General features: G+C 68.5%; 13 protein-coding genes. 7 read left to right on the top strand and 6 right to left on the bottom strand.

The genetic code is table 11. The features are described 5' to 3' along the window. Nucleotides 1-19: 19 nt before the first annotated feature. A complete protein-coding gene (locus OEJ36_RS29570) occupies nucleotides 20-856 on the top strand; it encodes an AraC family transcriptional regulator (protein WP_263404537.1) in 837 nt (278 codons plus the stop codon). A 76-nt stretch (nucleotides 857-932) separates the two neighbouring features. Here the strand turns inward: OEJ36_RS29570 and OEJ36_RS29565 are convergent, their stop codons facing one another. The 6 genes from OEJ36_RS29565 to OEJ36_RS29540 form a co-directional block, all read right to left on the bottom strand. Further along, nucleotides 933-1,424: a hypothetical protein gene (locus tag OEJ36_RS29565; RefSeq protein WP_263404536.1), complete on the bottom strand. Its 492-nt coding sequence runs from the start codon at nucleotides 1,422-1,424 to the stop codon at nucleotides 933-935. A gap of 139 nt (nucleotides 1,425-1,563) precedes the next feature. Continuing rightward, a complete protein-coding gene (locus OEJ36_RS29560; protein WP_263404535.1) occupies nucleotides 1,564-2,379 on the bottom strand; it encodes a protein phosphatase 2C domain-containing protein in 816 nt (271 codons plus the stop codon). A gap of 83 nt (nucleotides 2,380-2,462) precedes the next feature. After that, a complete protein-coding gene (locus OEJ36_RS29555) occupies nucleotides 2,463-3,752 on the bottom strand; it encodes an FAD-dependent monooxygenase (protein ID WP_263404534.1) in 1,290 nt (429 codons plus the stop codon). Further along, nucleotides 3,745-4,416 (bottom strand): peptidase S8 and S53 subtilisin kexin sedolisin, encoded by a 672-nt coding sequence (locus tag OEJ36_RS29550; protein ID WP_263404533.1) that lies wholly within the window; start codon nucleotides 4,414-4,416, stop codon nucleotides 3,745-3,747. Before OEJ36_RS29550 ends, OEJ36_RS29555 begins: the two co-directional genes overlap by 8 nt. After that, nucleotides 4,406-6,133: an ABC transporter ATP-binding protein gene (locus tag OEJ36_RS29545; protein WP_263404532.1), complete on the bottom strand. Its 1,728-nt coding sequence runs from the start codon at nucleotides 6,131-6,133 to the stop codon at nucleotides 4,406-4,408. Before OEJ36_RS29545 ends, OEJ36_RS29550 begins: the two co-directional genes overlap by 11 nt. 52 nt (nucleotides 6,134-6,185) lie before the next feature. Continuing rightward, on the bottom strand, nucleotides 6,186-8,075 hold the full coding sequence (locus tag OEJ36_RS29540; RefSeq protein WP_263404531.1) for a sigma-54-dependent Fis family transcriptional regulator: 1,890 nt from the start codon (nucleotides 8,073-8,075) through the stop codon (nucleotides 6,186-6,188). 234 nt (nucleotides 8,076-8,309) lie between these two features. Between OEJ36_RS29540 and OEJ36_RS29535 the strand changes: the two genes are divergently transcribed. From OEJ36_RS29535 to OEJ36_RS29510, 6 genes are all read left to right on the top strand, one after another. Next, nucleotides 8,310-8,705 carry a MerR family transcriptional regulator gene (locus OEJ36_RS29535; RefSeq protein ID WP_021218137.1) on the top strand — a complete coding sequence of 132 codons (396 nt, stop codon included), beginning with the start codon at nucleotides 8,310-8,312 and terminating at the stop codon, nucleotides 8,703-8,705. Between the two features lie 43 nt (nucleotides 8,706-8,748). Next, nucleotides 8,749-9,912, top strand: a complete 1,164-nt coding sequence (locus OEJ36_RS29530; RefSeq protein ID WP_021218138.1) for an isovaleryl-CoA dehydrogenase — start codon at nucleotides 8,749-8,751, stop codon at nucleotides 9,910-9,912. An 80-nt stretch (nucleotides 9,913-9,992) separates the two neighbouring features. Then, nucleotides 9,993-11,597: a carboxyl transferase domain-containing protein gene (locus OEJ36_RS29525; RefSeq protein ID WP_263404530.1), complete on the top strand. Its 1,605-nt coding sequence runs from the start codon at nucleotides 9,993-9,995 to the stop codon at nucleotides 11,595-11,597. A 91-nt stretch (nucleotides 11,598-11,688) separates the two neighbouring features. Beyond that, nucleotides 11,689-12,477, top strand: coding sequence for a gamma-carboxygeranoyl-CoA hydratase (locus tag OEJ36_RS29520; protein WP_263404529.1), 789 nt, complete (start codon nucleotides 11,689-11,691; stop codon nucleotides 12,475-12,477). 89 nt (nucleotides 12,478-12,566) lie between these two features. Continuing rightward, the gene (locus OEJ36_RS29515) at nucleotides 12,567-14,510 is read left to right on the top strand and encodes an acetyl/propionyl/methylcrotonyl-CoA carboxylase subunit alpha (RefSeq protein WP_263404528.1); all 1,944 of its coding nucleotides are present in this window, start codon (nucleotides 12,567-12,569) and stop codon (nucleotides 14,508-14,510) included. Nucleotides 14,511-14,654: 144 nt separating this feature from the next. Beyond that, nucleotides 14,655-15,560 carry a hydroxymethylglutaryl-CoA lyase gene (locus OEJ36_RS29510; RefSeq protein ID WP_263404527.1) on the top strand — a complete coding sequence of 302 codons (906 nt, stop codon included), beginning with the start codon at nucleotides 14,655-14,657 and terminating at the stop codon, nucleotides 15,558-15,560. Nucleotides 15,561-15,633: the final 73 nt, after the last annotated feature.

Raw genomic sequence — 15,633 nt, 5'->3', positions numbered from 1 at the left:
CCGTCTTCAAGGAGCACCCATGCCAAGCATCGAGAAAGTCCTGTGGTTCATCGAAACGGAGCTGGGCTCCGAACTGGACCTCGGGCATGTCGCGCGCCAGTTCGGCCTGTCGCCTTTCGCCCTGTCGCGCTTCTTTTCCCTGGCCACGGGTTGGTCGGTGATGCGCTACATCCGCGCCCGACGCTTGAGCCAGGCGGCGCTGGCATTAAGCGATGGGAAGCACGACATCCTCGATGTCGCCCTCGGTGCCGGCTATGGGTCCCATGAAGCCTTCACGCGTGCCTTCTGCGACCTGTTCGGGGCCACGCCCCGGCAGGTTCGCGAACAGGGGCACGGCAGCCTGTCACTGGTGGAAGCCTTGCGCATGAAAGAAATGAGCTTTGTGGAACTGTCCGAACCCCGTTACGAAACCCGCGCCGAATTCATCATCGCCGGCCTGGGCGAGCGTTTCACCTTCGACAAGAACGAAGGCATCGTCGGCCTGTGGCAGGCCTTCGTGCCTTACCTGGGCAACATCCCCGGGCAGACCAGCTATGCCACCTACGGGCTGTGCTGCAACCCGGGCGAGGACGGCAGCTTCGAATACATCGCCGGCGTCGAAGTGCCCCGTACCGAGGGCCTACCGCCCGCCCTGCGCCACTTCAAGGTGCCCCGGCAGGACTACGTCGTGTTCCGCCATCTGGGCCACATCTCCACCATCCACCAGACCTTCCTCACCATCTTCAACAAGTGGCTACCGGAGTCCGATTACGCCTTCGCCGACGCTCCGGAATTCGAGCAGTACAGCGCCGATTTCGAGCCGATGCAGGGCACGGGATTCGTCGAGGTATGGGTGCCGGTGGTGCGGCGCGGGTAAAGTCTGTAGGTCGGGTGCAACCCGACGGTCCGAGAACAGGACCATCACGGGTTTCACCCGCCCGACATGCGGGCCATCAGGCGTCGTGCGATGGAAGCGAAATGGCCATTTCCAGGAGGATCTTCAAGTAGTTCGGGCTGCCGAAGAACCGAGGCTGCTGCTTCATCTTGTCGAAGGCATGAACAACATTCACCACCGCGCCGACGACGAACAAGCGGCGTGCGCTCTTCAGGGTCGGATAGATCGAGTCTTCCACTATGGAGCCGTCCTCGAGCTTCATGCGGAAGCTATTGACCTCATCGCCCCACCGAGAGTCCTGCCCGGCGAAATACAACTCGGTGATGGTGCCCGTGGTGACCTGCGTCTTGATTCGCCCTGTCGCGATGCTCTGCCACCACTCATCAGAGCCATAGAGCCCGTGGGCGCCTTTCAGCCCCATGTCGGGCTTCTGACGATTGAGCGTCAACGCTTGTACTTGAGCCACCCGCTGCGGGTTTTCACGGAGTTCGTCTCGCAGCGAGTAGACAATCTTCATTGGCCGGCCAACAGCATCATGGTCCAGACGCATCCGTCTTCATCCTTTCGTTTCAGCATCAATCGGGCCCTTGGCGCCACACCGTAGGTTGGCGCCGAGCGCAGCGAGGCCCAACGCCGCGCGAACTCCGGAGCATCGCGGGTTTCACCCGCCCTACGAGGGCCTATGGGCCCTACCCCACCCGTAACCAGATCACCGAGGCATCGTCGCTGGCCTTGAAGCGCGGGTAACGCAGGCAGGCGGCGTCTTCGAGTTCGATGCGGCGCAGTTCGGCGGCCAGGGGCAGCAGGCCGCTTTCCAGCACGCGGGCCATCAGGGTGGCGGCGTCGTAGTGGCGGTAGGTGTCGAACAGCGCGGCGAAACCATCGGTCATCAGCAACAGGTCGTCGCCCTTGGCCAGCGGCGTGCGGGCGTAGTGCATACCGGTCTTCGCCTGCTCGGCGTCGACGCTCAGTACCGCCTTGGGGCGTTCGCGGGCGGCGCGGCGGTCGGCCAGCACGTGGGCGCTGCGCACGTTGTCGGCGCCGGTGCCCGGGCCCAGCGCCGCGGCTTCGGCCTGCTCGGTGTCGCGGTTCGGCTCGGGGGTGAGGAAGGCGACGCCGCTGGCGCTGCGGTGGATGACGACGCAATCGCCGAGGTGGCCGCAGGCGAGGCTTTCGCCTTCGATGGCCACGGCGGCGAGCGAGGCGCGGGGCAGCTCCCAATGGGCGACCGGCTCGCGTTGGCGTTCACACCCGTAGTCCGTGGCGACGCGGTCGAACACGCCGCCGCACAGTTCCGCCAGCGGGCCCGAGGCGCCGGCGAATGCACGATGGGCCGCGCCGGCCAGCCAGGCCGCGCCACCGCGCTCGCCCATGAGTCCCGGCTCGCCGAGGTCGGTGGCACCGTCGATGACCCAGGCGTGCTGCTCGGCGCTGCCGATGCGGTCGTCGTTCGGAACCAAGTTCTTGCCCGCGAGGCTGAGGGTCTGGATCAGGTCGAAATGCATGGAGTCCCCTTCAATGGCCAGGCTGAATCTGCGCGGCACATTCTAGCCTTCGCACATTCCGAGCAGGGCAGGAAACGCACGAATCAGGGCCGATAACCCTGCCCCAGCAGCCAGCCCTGCACCTTGCGCCGCGCCTCGGGCGTCAGGCCCGCCAGCGCCTCGGCCAGTTGCCCGGCGTGCAACGCATGGATGATGGGCGCGAGTGCAATGCCGTCCAGGTGCCAGATGCCCAGGGGCTGATCGGCGGTGACCACCACCTCCCGTTCCTCGATCAGGTCGCCCTGGATCACCGGCGCACGCGCCACACGCAGCTGGTTGATATCGGCCGGTGCGTGCAGCGGCTCGGCATCGGGCCAGGTGCTGCGCTCCCGCCAGAACGGCTGCGCCGCCCAGCGCTGTTCCATGGCGTAGAAGTCGCGGCCGGTGCGGGCGAAGCGCAGGAACAGCTGCTCCACCCGCTGCTGGTGGAAACGCCGGGCCAGCGCAGTGCGCTCCGGCCGCTGCAGCAGGGTGTTGATCACCGCCGGCGCCTGCAAGGCGGAAGACAGGGACTGGAAGATGCCGTTGCCCGAGAGCGGGTCCACCGCCATGGCGGCATCGCCCACCCGCAGCCAGTCGGGGCCACTGGCTTCGCTGAAGAGGATGGCGGTGCTGCTGCGGGCATGCAGCTCGGCCGGCTGCAACGCGGCCTCACCGAACAGCTCGTGCACCAGGGTGGATTCGCCGCGCCGCCCGGCGCACCAGGCCGGAAGTTGCTCCTTGGGCGGCAGGCCCTGGGCGTCGCGGGTGATCTGCCAGTAGCAGCGCCCGTCTTCCAGCCGTGCCATCCAGGCCCAGCCGTCGGGCAGGCTTTCCAGCGCCGAGCCGGGGCGGCCCGGCGCCTCGCGCCACAGGTTGAGCAGGCTGAGGGTTTCCGGCCCGCGCAGGCGGCCACCGGCAAGGGGGGCCTGGCGGCCACGGGCTTCCACCAGGAAGTCCGCGCGCAACGGCTCGCCACCGTCCAGATGGATGAAGTGCCCCGGCGCCAGTGCCTCCACACGTAGCACCCGCGCCTCCAGCACCTCGATACCGGCAAGGGCCAGGTCCTCGCGCAGCGCCGCATCGAAGCGCGGCCGGTCCAGCAGGCATTCCTGGTTGATGGACTGGCTGCCAGCGCCCCAGGCGACCCGTCGTGGCGACGGTGCATCGGCGCACGCCAGGGCATGAGTGAGGCCTGCATGGCGCAGCCCCTCCAGCACCCGCAGAGACACACCCTCCAACGCCGCGAAACGCCGCCATTCGCTGACCACCCGCACCGGGTAGCCCAACCGCTTCAGCCCCAGGGCCACCGCCGCGCCCGCCGGGCCGGCGCCGAGCACGACGACCTCAGCCATGGCGACGCTCCGGACCGGTGAAGGCAGCGCCCTCCTGCAACCAGTTCAGCACCGCCTCGCGGCCGGCGCCGGGGTGCTCGCGCAGGTGGGCGGTGATGATTCCGCTCAGCGCAGCACAGGCCATGCTGGCGCCGGCCGCGCCGTTGGCGGCGCTGACAGGGGCGCCGAAGTCGGCCTGAGGGCTGTTCAGCCAGGACCATTGTCCCGGCGCGCAGCGGGCATCGCCGGTGATGCGGATCACCCCCGGATAGCCGGCCGGGTACACCGGGTCACCCTGAGCGGGAGTGGAGGCGCAGAGCAGCACGCCGGCGCTCTGGGCCAGCACGCAGGCCTCGCGCAACACCGGGCGGTCGTTGCGCAGGCCGAGGCTCATGGTGATCAGCGCCACGTCCTGCTCCAGCAGCCAGTACAGGGCGGCAGCCACCTGCAACGGGCTGGTCTGCCAGCGCTCGCCGAACACCTGGGCCATGCAGACGCGCGCCGGCCCGCCATGCCGGCCGAAGGTGTCCAGCACCCGGCTGCCGTGGCCGAGGGCGTCTGGCTGTATCTCGCCTTCCTGCAGTTCGCCGCCTTCCAGCCAGAAGCGCCGGGCCAGCGCCACACGGGCCGCCTGCTCGGGGGCGAAGCCGCTGTCGATGATGCCGATGGAAGGCTCAGTGGCCATGGCTCACCGGCTCCAGGCGTTGCAGGCGGCCCTGCTCAAGGCGGAAAGCCAGCTCCGCCTCGGCCAGGGTGGAGGGGCGATGGCTGATAAGGATGCGCGTGCGCCCGGCGAACAGCTGGTCGATGGCGGCAATCACTTCGCGCTCGGTGGTTTCGTCCACTGCCGAGGTGGCTTCGTCCAGCACCAGCACCAGCGGGTCCTGCAGCAGTGCGCGGGCGATGGCGATGCGTTGTTTCTGGCCGCCGGAAAGCTGCTGGCCGCGCTCGCCCAGGGGGTTGTCCAGCCCCAGGGGCAGGGAGTCGATCAGGCTGTCGAGGCGGGCCAGCCGGGCCACCTGCTCGATGGCGTCACGGCTGGCGTCGGGGGCGGCGTAGGCGAGGTTCTCCGCCAGGGTGCCGCGGAACAGCACGATGTCCTGGCTGACCACGGCGATGCGCCGGCGCAGGGCGAGCAGATCGAGCTCGCGCAGGTCGGCGCCGTCCAGCAGGATGCGGCCCCGGTCCGGGTCGTAGAAGCGTTGCAGCAGGTCGATCAGGGTGGACTTGCCAGCGCCCGATGCCCCGCTGATGGCCACCTTGAGGCCGGCAGGAATGCTCGCGTCCACGCCATCGAGCAGCACACCGGCACGCTGCTCGTGGGCAAAATGCACACCTTCCAGGCGCAAGGCACCGCGGCCCTCCGGCATCGGCTGCGGCGCGTCGGGCTGGCGCACGGTCACCGGCTCCTGCTGCAGCTCCATCACCCGGCCGAGGCTCACCGTCATGCGCTGCAGCGCGACGTAGAGCCCGAGCAGGCTCTGCACCGGCCCCACGGCCATGCCCAGGTAGGTGGAGAAGGCGATCAGCGCGCCCAGTTGCCAGGTGCCCTGGATCACCCAGTAACCACCGATGAGAAAGGCGCAGGCGCGGGACAGCGAGGTGAGCGTGCCGGGCACCGCATGGGTGAAGAACTCGGTGACCTGCACCCTGAGCAACTGGCGCATGTAGCCCTGCCCCAGCCCCTCCAGGCGGCGCGATTCACGCTGCTGGGCGCCAGCCGCCTGGATGAACTTCATCGCCGGCAGCGTTTCCACCAGGAAGGACGACACGTCCGCCGAGCGTTCGCGCAGGCTGCGCACCTCGCACTCCACCTTGCGCCGCATCCAGCGCAGCCAGAGCACCTCGATGGGGATCAGCAGCGCCAGCAGCAGCGACAACTGCCAGGACAGCATCAGCATCAGCGCCACCGCCCCCACCAGGCCGATGACGCTGGAGACGGCGGAGAACAGGGAATCCACGGCGAAGCGCTGGATCTCCGCCACGTCGCCATCCAGCCGGGACAGGATGTCGCCCAGGCGCTTGCGTCCGAAGAAGGCAGGCGACAGCTGCTGCAAGTGGCGATAGAGATCATCACGCAGGGCGAAGAGGATGCGCCCCGAGAGCCGCGTGTGCAGGTAGCGGTTGATGCCCGACAGCGCCGTGCCGAGCAGGCCGACCATGATCATCGCCAGGGCCACCTGCACCAGGGTGCCGAAGTCCCGGGCCAGCAGGCCATCGTCGATCAGCGTCTTGGTCAGCCAGGGCTGCGCCAGCACCAGCAGGCTGGCGCAGAGGGACAGCCCCAGCAGCACGGCGATGGCCCGGCCATGGGGGCGGACGAAGCCGTAGAGCCAGGCCAGGGCGCGGCGCAGCAGGTCGGGGTCGTTGGCGTCGACGAGCTTGAGCAGGAGGCGGGTCATGTGATCACCCGCAGGCCCCTACAAGAACAATGTGCTCCTGCATGGAACAGACTCATCCCCTCAGCTGCTTCAGCTTGCGATACAGCGTCGCGCGGCTGATGCCCAGGGCGTCGGCCGCGGCGGAGACATTGCCCTGGTGGCGTTCCAGGGCGCTGCGGATCAGCTCCAGCTCGTTCTCGCGGATGCTGCCGGGCTGGCGCCGGCTGCTGGTCAGCTCGTCCAGCAGGCTGTCGGTGAGGTGGTCCAAGCCCAGCTCCCTCTCGCCGTTCTCGCGCATGGCCAGGGCCGAGCGCAGCACCATCTCCAGTTGGCGGATGTTGCCCGGCCAGTCGTAGCCGGTGAGCAGTTCGGTCAGGTCCGGGTCCAGGCTCACGGCCGGCTCGCCCAGGCGCGCCAGCACCTCGGTGATCAGGGTGGCCAGGTCATCGCGCTCACGCAGCGACGGCAAGCGCAGGCTGACGCCGTTGACCCGGTAATAGAGGTCCTCGCGGAACTGCCCGCCCTGCACCAGGCGCTGCAGGTCGCGGTGGGTGGCGCAGATCACGGCGATATCCAGCTCCTGTTCCTCGCCGGCGCCGAGGGGCGCGACGCGGCGCTCCTGCAGCACGCGCAACAAGCGCGCCTGCAAGGCCAAAGGCATGTCGCCGATCTCGTCGAGGAACAACGTGCCGCCCTGGGCCTGCATCACCCGGCCGACCATGCCGCCCTTGCGCGAACCGGTGAAAGCGCCTTCGCGGTAGCCGAAGAGTTCGGATTCGATCAGCCCTTCGGGGATCGCCGCGCAGTTCACCGCGACGAAGGGTTTGCCCGCCCGCGCACTGGCCTGGTGCAACGCACGGGCGACCACTTCCTTGCCGGTGCCGGTTTCGCCCAGCAGCAGCACCGGCAATTCGCCGGCCAGCCCCTGCCGGGCCATGCGCAGGGCACGGGCCAGGCGTGCGTTGCCGCCGGCCAGGGCCTCCAGCTCCGGCGCGGGCGTGGCGGTCGGCCTGGCCGGTGCCACCGAGGCGACACCGATGTGCCGAGGCAGCTGCAGGGCACGGAAGAAGAACTCGCCGCGCGGGGTCTGCACGCTGCTCACGCCGCCTTGCAGCAGGCGCGCGAGGAAGCCCGAGGCGCGGGCGCCGAGCAATTCCTCGCAGCTGTGGCCCACCAGCGCCTGGCGCTCCACCCGCAGCAGATGGCAGGCCTGGTCGTTGGCGGCCAGCAGTTCGCCGTCCAGGCTCAGGGCCAGCAGGCCGTGCCAGGCGGAGCCGAGGTACTGCGGGCGTGAATGGAAGGCCAGCACCAGCTGTTGCGGATAGGTCAGGCCGAACAGGCGGCTCTCGATATTGCCGGCCGCCAGCAGCAGCGTGGCGAAGCTGTCGCGGGGCTCGGCCAGGTGGCCTTCGCGGGTCAGGTCGATGACGCCGACCACCCGGCCGTGGGGGTCCTTGAGCGGCACCGAGGTGCAGGCGAAGCGGCTGAGGCGGTCGAGGTAGTGCTCACCGCTGTTGATCAGGGTCGGGCGGCCCTCGACCACCGCGGTGCCCAAGGCGTTGGTGCCGCGCAGGGACTCGCTCCAGCAACTGCCCGGGCGCAGGTCGCGCAGGCCGGCGAGCTGCAGGGCGTCGGTCTGCCCCTCGATGGCCAGCACGTTGGCCTGGGCGTCGCCGAGTATCACCAGGCCGCCCTGCCCTTGCTGGCGCACCAGGTATTCGAGTTCGGGGGTGGCGGCGTCGATCAGCAGGCGGTTGCCGTCCAGCAGCAGGTCGAGGTCACGCAGCTGCTCGATGCCGGCGCCGTCGCCCTCCAGGCAGTCGAGCCCGTGACCGAGGCTGCGCCGCCAGGAGGCGTCGATCTCCTCGCGCAGCACGCCGTCAGGAAGGTCGCCTTCGCTCTGCAAACGCAGGCGAGCGAGGCGGGATTGCCGCAGGACATCGTCATTTCTTGTTATTCGCATGTCATTCGTACTCCAGCGCCCTCCTCGCCTGGCCCCTGTGGAGTGGGTTGGCGGCAGGGTCGCCCAGAATGTCTACACCCGCCTTCCGGCGCCGTAAAGAGTCGTGTCGTCCGTTGGCATGGCGAGCAATCTTCGCGCCAGAAGAGGCCAGCGGAACGACCGTGACGAGCGTTGACAGGCAGGTTCGCACAGGTTTACGTTAACGTAAAGGTAAACACAGCCGAGCCCGCTTCCATGTCCAAGACCTACAGCATTTCCGACCTCGCCCGCGAACTGGATGTGACCACCCGCGCCATCCGCTTCTACGAGGAGCAGGAGATGCTCTTCCCCGAACGCCGGGGCCAGGAACGCATCTACAGCCCCAAGGACCTGGTGGCGCTGAAGCTGATCCTGCGCGGCAAGCGCATCGGTTTCTCCCTGGCCGAGTGCAAGGAGCTGATCGACCTCTACGACCCGAGCAGCGGCAACCGCAAGCAGCTGGAGACCTTCATGGAGAAGATCGCCGCCCGCCGCGCGCAGCTGGAACAGCAACTGCTCGACATCCAGCAGATGCAGCTGGAACTGGACACCGCCGAGGAACGCTGCCTGGCCGCCCTCGCCGAAACCAAGAAACAGGGCGCCAGCGCCTGACCCGACAACCCGCTTCCCGACAATCACAAGCACAGGTGGAACCATGACTTACCCGAGCCTGAACTTCGCCCTCGGCGACACCATCGACATGCTGCGCGAGCAGGTGCAAGCCTTCGTCGCCGCCGAACTGGCGCCCCGCGCGGCCCAGGTGGACAGCGAAAACGCCTTCCCCATGGACATGTGGAAGAAGTTCGGCGAGATGGGCCTGCTCGGCGTCACCGTGCCCGAGGAATTCGGCGGCGCGGGCCTGGGCTACCTGGCCCACGTGGTGGCCATGGAGGAGATCAGCCGCGGCTCCGCCTCGGTCGCCCTCTCCTACGGCGCCCACTCCAACCTGTGCGTCAACCAGATCAACCGCAACGGCAACGCCGAGCAGAAGCACAAGTACCTGCCCAAGCTGATCAGCGGCGAGCACGTCGGCGCCCTGGCCATGAGCGAGCCCAACGCCGGCTCCGACGTGGTATCCATGAAGCTGCGCGCCGACCGCAAGGGCGACCGCTTCGTGCTCAACGGCAGCAAGACCTGGATCACCAACGGCCCCGACGCCAACACCTACGTGATCTACGCCAAGACCGACCTGGAGAAGGGCCCCCACGGCATCACCGCCTTCATCGTCGAGCGTGACTGGAAGGGGTTCTCCCGCAGCAACAAGTTCGACAAGCTCGGCATGCGCGGCTCCAACACCTGCGAGCTGTTCTTCGATGACGTGGAAGTGCCGGAGGAGAACATTCTCGGCGTGCTCAACGGCGGCGTCCGGGTGCTGATGAGCGGCCTCGACTACGAGCGCGTGGTGCTCTCCGGCGGCCCCACCGGGATCATGCAAGCGTGCATGGACGTGGTGGTGCCCTACATCCACGACCGCAAGCAGTTCGGCCAGAGCATCGGCGAGTTCCAGCTGATCCAGGGCAAGGTCGCCGACATGTACACCCAGCTCAACGCCAGCCGCGCCTACCTCTACGCCGTAGCCCAGGCCTGCGACCGTGGCGAGACCACCCGCAAGGACGCCGCGGGGGTGATCCTCTACACCGCCGAGCGCGCCACCCAGATGGCCCTGGACGCGATCCAGATTCTCGGCGGCAACGGCTACATCAACGAATTCCCCGCCGGCCGCCTGCTGCGCGACGCCAAGCTCTATGAAATCGGCGCCGGCACCAGCGAAATCCGCCGCATGCTGATTGGGCGCGAGCTGTTTAACGAAACTAAGTAAGCGGCAAGCAGCAAGCCTCAAGCGGCAAGGGAGCCCCTCTTGCAGCTTGGTGCTTGCGGCTTGCAGCTCATGGAGAAGCCATGATCCTGCAAACCCAGATCAATCCGCGCTCCCCCGACTTCGCCGCCAACGCCACGGCCATGGGCGAGCAGGTCGACGCGCTGCGCGAGCTGCTGGCGCGCGTCCATGAAGGCGGCGGTGCCAAGGCCCAGGAACGCCACACCTCGCGCGGCAAGCTGTTGCCCCGCGAGCGCATCAACCGTCTGCTCGACCCCGGCTCGCCCTTCCTCGAGATCGGCCAGCTGGCCGCCCACGAGGTGTACGGCGAGGACGTGCCCGCCGCCGGCGTGGTGGCCGGCATCGGCCGCGTGGAAGGCGTCGAATGCATGATCGTGGCCAACGACGCCACGGTGAAAGGCGGCTCCTACTACCCGCTGACGGTGAAGAAGCACCTGCGCGCCCAGGCCATCGCCCGGGAGAACCGCCTGCCCTGCATCTACCTGGTGGACTCCGGCGGCGCCAACCTGCCGCGCCAGGACGAGGTCTTCCCCGACCGCGAGCACTTCGGCCGCATCTTCTTCAACCAGGCCAACATGAGCGCCCTTGGCATCCCGCAGATAGCCGTGGTCATGGGCTCCTGCACCGCCGGCGGCGCCTACGTGCCGGCGATGAGCGACGAAACCATCATGGTGCGCAACCAGGCCACCATCTTCCTCGCCGGCCCGCCGCTGGTGAAGGCCGCCACCGGCGAGGTGGTGAGCGCCGAGGACCTGGGCGGTGCCGACGTGCACTGCAAGACCTCCGGTGTCGCCGACCACTACGCCGAGGACGACGCCCACGCCCTGGCCCTTGCCCGGCGCAGCATCGCCAACCTCAACTGGCGCAAGCTCGGCCAGCTCAACCACCGCCAGCCGCTGCTGCCGCGCTACGCGGCGGAGGAGCTGTACGGGGTGATCCCGGCCGACGCCAAGCAGCCCTTTGACGTGCGTGAGGTGATTGCGCGCCTGGTGGACGGCTCCGAGTTCGATGAATTCAAGGCCCTGTTCGGCACCACCCTGGTGTGCGGCTTCGCCCACCTGCACGGCTACCCGATCGCCATCCTCGCCAACAACGGCATCCTCTTCGCCGAGGCCGCGCAGAAAGGCGCGCACTTCATCGAACTGGCCTGCCAGCGCGGCATCCCGCTGCTGTTCCTGCAGAACATCACCGGCTTCATGGTGGGCCAGAAGTACGAGGCCGGCGGCATCGCCAAGCACGGCGCCAAGCTGGTCACGGCCGTGGCCTGCGCCAAGGTGCCCAAGTTCACCGTGATCATCGGCGGCAGCTTCGGCGCCGGTAACTACGGCATGTGCGGCCGCGCCTACGACCCGCGCTTCCTGTGGATGTGGCCCAACGCACGCATCGGCGTGATGGGCGCCGAGCAGGCCGCCGGCGTGCTGGCCCAGGTCAAGCGCGAGCAGAACGAGCGTGCCGGCCAGGTGTTCAGCGCCGAGGAAGAGGCCCGCCTCAAGCAGCCGATCCTCGACCAGTACGAACGCCAGGGGCACCCCTACTACTCCAGTGCACGGCTCTGGGACGACGGCGTGATCGACCCGGCACAGACCCGCGAGGTGCTCGCCATGGCGATCTCCAGCGCCCTCAATGCCCCGATCGAGCCGACCACCTTCGGCGTGTTCCGGATGTGAAAAAACCAGCCGCAAGCTGCAAGCCGCACACTTCAAGAGACGCGGCTCACCCTTGCAGCTTGCCGCTTGAAACTTGCTGCTGGGGAATCCCATGACCGACTTCAACACCCTGCAACTGGAGTTCGCCGAAAACGGCGTCGCCACCCTCTGGCTCAACCGGCCGGAGAAGAACAACGCCTTCAACGCCGGCATGATCCGCGAGCTGATCCTCGCCCTCGAAGCCGTCAAGGCCGCCGCCAACGTGCGCTTCCTGCTCCTGCGCGGCCGTGGCCGGCACTTCTCCGCCGGGGCCGACCTGGCCTGGATGCAGGAGTCCGCCCGCCTCGACTACAACGCCAACCTGGACGATTCCCGCGAGCTGGCCGAGCTGATGTACGGCCTCTTCCAGCTCAAGGTGCCGACCCTGGCCGTGGTGCAGGGCGCGGCCTTCGGCGGCGCCCTGGGCCTGATCAGTTGCTGTGACATGGCCATCGGCGCGGCGGACGCGCAGTTCTCCCTTTCCGAGGTGCGCATCGGCCTGGCCCCGGCGGTGATCAGCCCCTTCGTGGTCCAGGCCATCGGCGAGCGCGCCACCCGTCGCTACGCCCTCACCGCCGAGCGCTTCAGCGGCGAGCGCGCCCGCGAACTGGGCCTGCTCGCCGAGTGCTACCCGGCGGAGGAACTGGAGCAGGCGGTGCAGGACTGGACCGCCAACCTGCTGCTCAACAGCCCCCAGGCCATGCGCGTGAGCAAGGACCTGCTGCGCGAGGTCGGCAACGGCGAGCTCAGCCCCAACCTGCGCCGCTACACCGAAAACGCCATCGCCCGCATCCGCGTCAGCCCCGAAGGGCAGGAAGGGCTCAATGCCTTCCTGGAAAAACGCAAGCCGAGTTGGCAGTAGAGAAAGCGACAAGTCGCAAGCTGCAAGCTGCAAGCTGCAAGCAAGAAATAGCGCGTGAAGCGGCCCACCGAACACTGGGAGTTACAAGAATGATCAACACCCTCCTGATCGCCAACCGTGGCGAAATCGCCTGCCGGGTGATGCGCACCGCCAAGGCCCTGGGCCTGAACACCGTGGCCGTGCACAGCGAAATCGACCGCAACGCCCGCCACGTGCGCGAGGCCGACATGGCGGTGAACCTGGGCGGCGCCAAGCCTTCGGAAAGCTACCTGCGGGCCGAGCGCATCATCGCTGCCGCCCAGGCCAGCGGCGCCCAGGCCATCCATCCCGGCTACGGCTTCCTCTCCGAGAACGCCGCCTTCGCCCGCGCCATCGAGGCCGCCGGCCTGGTGTTCCTCGGCCCGCCGGCCAGCGCCATCGACGCCATGGGCAGCAAGTCCGCCGCCAAGGCGCTGATGGAAGAAGCCGGCGTGCCCCTGGTGCCCGGTTACCACGGCGAAGCCCAGGACCTGGAGACCTTCCGCACCGCCGCCGAGCGCATCGGCTACCCGGTGCTGCTCAAGGCCGCCGCCGGCGGTGGCGGCAAGGGCATGAAGGTAGTGGAGCGCGAAGCCGAACTGGGCGAAGCCCTGGCCTCGGCCCAGCGTGAAGCCCAGTCGGCCTTCGGCGACGCGCGCATGCTGGTGGAGAAGTACGTGCTCAAGCCGCGCCACGTGGAGATCCAGGTCTTCGCCGACCGTCACGGCAACTGCCTGTACCTCAACGAGCGCGACTGCTCGATCCAGCGCCGCCACCAGAAGGTGGTCGAGGAAGCCCCCGCCCCCGGCCTCAGCCCCGAGCTGCGCCGTGCCATGGGTGAAGCCGCCGTGCGCGCCGCCCAGGCCATTGGCTACGTCGGTGCCGGCACGGTGGAATTCCTCCTCGACGAACGCGGCGACTTCTTCTTCATGGAGATGAACACCCGGCTGCAGGTGGAGCACCCGGTCACCGAAGCCATCACCGGCCTGGACCTGGTGGCCTGGCAGATTCGCGTCGCCCGTGGCGATGCGCTGCCCATCACCCAGGAGCAGGTGCCGCTGAACGGCCACGCCATCGAAGTGCGCCTCTACGCCGAAGACCCGCAACAGGACTTCCTCCCCGCCAGCGGCCGCCTCGCCCTGTACCGCGAACCTGCCGCCGGCCCCGGCCGCCGGGTGGACAGCGGCGTCGCCGAGGGCGACGAGGTCTCGCCCTTCTACGACCCGATGCTGGCCAAGCTGATCGCCTGGGGTGAAACCCGCGAGGAAGCCCGCCAGCGCCTGCTGGCCATGCTCGACGAAACCGCCGTGGGCGGCTTCGCTACCAACCTGGCCTTCCTCCGCCGTGTTCTGGCCCACCCCGCCTTCGCCGCTGCCGAGCTGGACACCGGCTTCATCGCCCGCCACCAGGAGCAGCTGCTGCCCGCCCCCGTCGCGCGCCCGGAGCTGTTCTGGCAGGCCGCCGCCGAAGCCTTCCGCCAGGGCAGCGCCGCACGCCTGCGCGAGGACGACCCGCATTCGCCCTGGAGCCGCAACGATGGCTGGCGGCCCGGCCTGCCCAGCGAAACCGACCTGCATCTGGCCTGCGGCGACGAACGCCATCTGGTGCGCCTGCGCGGCACCGCGCCGAGCACCCTGCGCCTGGACGGCGAACGCCTGTGGCAGGAACAGGACGGCATCACCCGCCAGCGCCTGGCGATTCGCCGTGGCAACGCCCTCTACCTGGAATGGGACGGCGAGCTGCAACGCGTCGAGCAGGTCGACCCGGTGGCCGAGGCCCAGGCCGCCCACGCCCACCACGGAGGGCTGACGGCGCCCATGAACGGCAGTATCGTGCGCATCCTGGTGGAAGCCGGCCAGGCCGTGGAAGCCGGCACCGCCCTGGTGGTGCTGGAGGCGATGAAGATGGAGCACAGCATCCGCGCGCCCCACGCCGGCACGGTCAAGGCGCTGTACTGCAGCGAAGGCGAACTGGTCGCCGAAGGCACCGCGCTGGTGGAGTTGGAAGAGGCGTGAGCCCACCTCCGTAGGTCCGTAGGATGGGTAGAGCGAAGCGAAACCCATCAACTCCGCGATGGGTTTCGCGGGGCTCTACCCATCCTACGGAAGAATTGCGATGAACCCGGCTCGGCACCGCCGATGAATGAGAGAGAAGACGCGATGACGATTCCCAAGAAGGTCCGCCTGGTCGAAGTCGGCCCCCGCGATGGCCTGCAGAACGAGAAGCAACCCATCAGCGTGGCCGACAAGGTGCGCCTGGTGGACGACCTCTCCGCCGCCGGCCTCGACTACATCGAGGTGGGCAGCTTCGTCTCGCCCAAGTGGGTGCCGCAGATGGCCGGCAGCGCCGAGGTGTTCGCCGGCATCACCTACCGCCCGGGCGTCACCTACGCCGCCCTGGCGCCGAACATGCGCGGCTTCGAGGCCGCCCTGGAAGCCGGGGTGAAGGAAGTGGCGGTGTTCGCCGCCGCCTCCGAAGCCTTCTCGCAGAAGAACATCAACTGCTCCATCGCCGAGAGCCTGGAACGCTTCGTGCCGCTGATGGACGCGGCACGGGCCAACGGCATCCGCGTGCGCGGCTACATTTCCTGCGTGCTGGGCTGCCCCTACGAGGGCGAGGTACCGGCCGCGCAGGTCGCCGCCATCGCCGCCCAGCTGGACGCCATGGGCTGCTACGAAGTCTCCCTCGGCGACACCATCGGCACCGGTACCGCTGGCGCCACCCGCCACCTGTTCGAAGTGGTGGGTGCCAAGGTGCCGCGCGAACGCCTCGCCGGGCACTTCCACGACACCTACGGCCAGGCCGTGGCCAACGTCCATGCCGGCCTGCTGGAAGGCATCGCGGTGTTCGACAGCTCCGTCGCCGGCCTCGGCGGCTGCCCCTACGCCAAGGGCGCCACCGGCAACGTCGCCACCGAAGACCTGCTCTACCTGCTCAACGGCATGGGCATCGAAACCGGCATCGACATGGACCGCCTGGTGGACGCAGGCCAACGCATCTGCGCCGTGCTCGGCAAGGAAAACGGCTCCCGCGTCGCCCGCGCGCTCCTGGCGAAGCGCAGCTGATACCTGCCGGCTCTGGTGGGAGCGAATTCATTCGCGATCGGGCTAACCCAAAGCTTCGCGGTTGAAACCGCTC

It is taken from the genome of Pseudomonas sp. PDM13, from assembly GCF_025685765.1.
GTDB classification, from domain to species: Bacteria; Pseudomonadota; Gammaproteobacteria; order Pseudomonadales; family Pseudomonadaceae; genus Metapseudomonas; species Metapseudomonas solani.
This window is presented reverse-complemented; position numbering and strand designations above follow the sequence as displayed.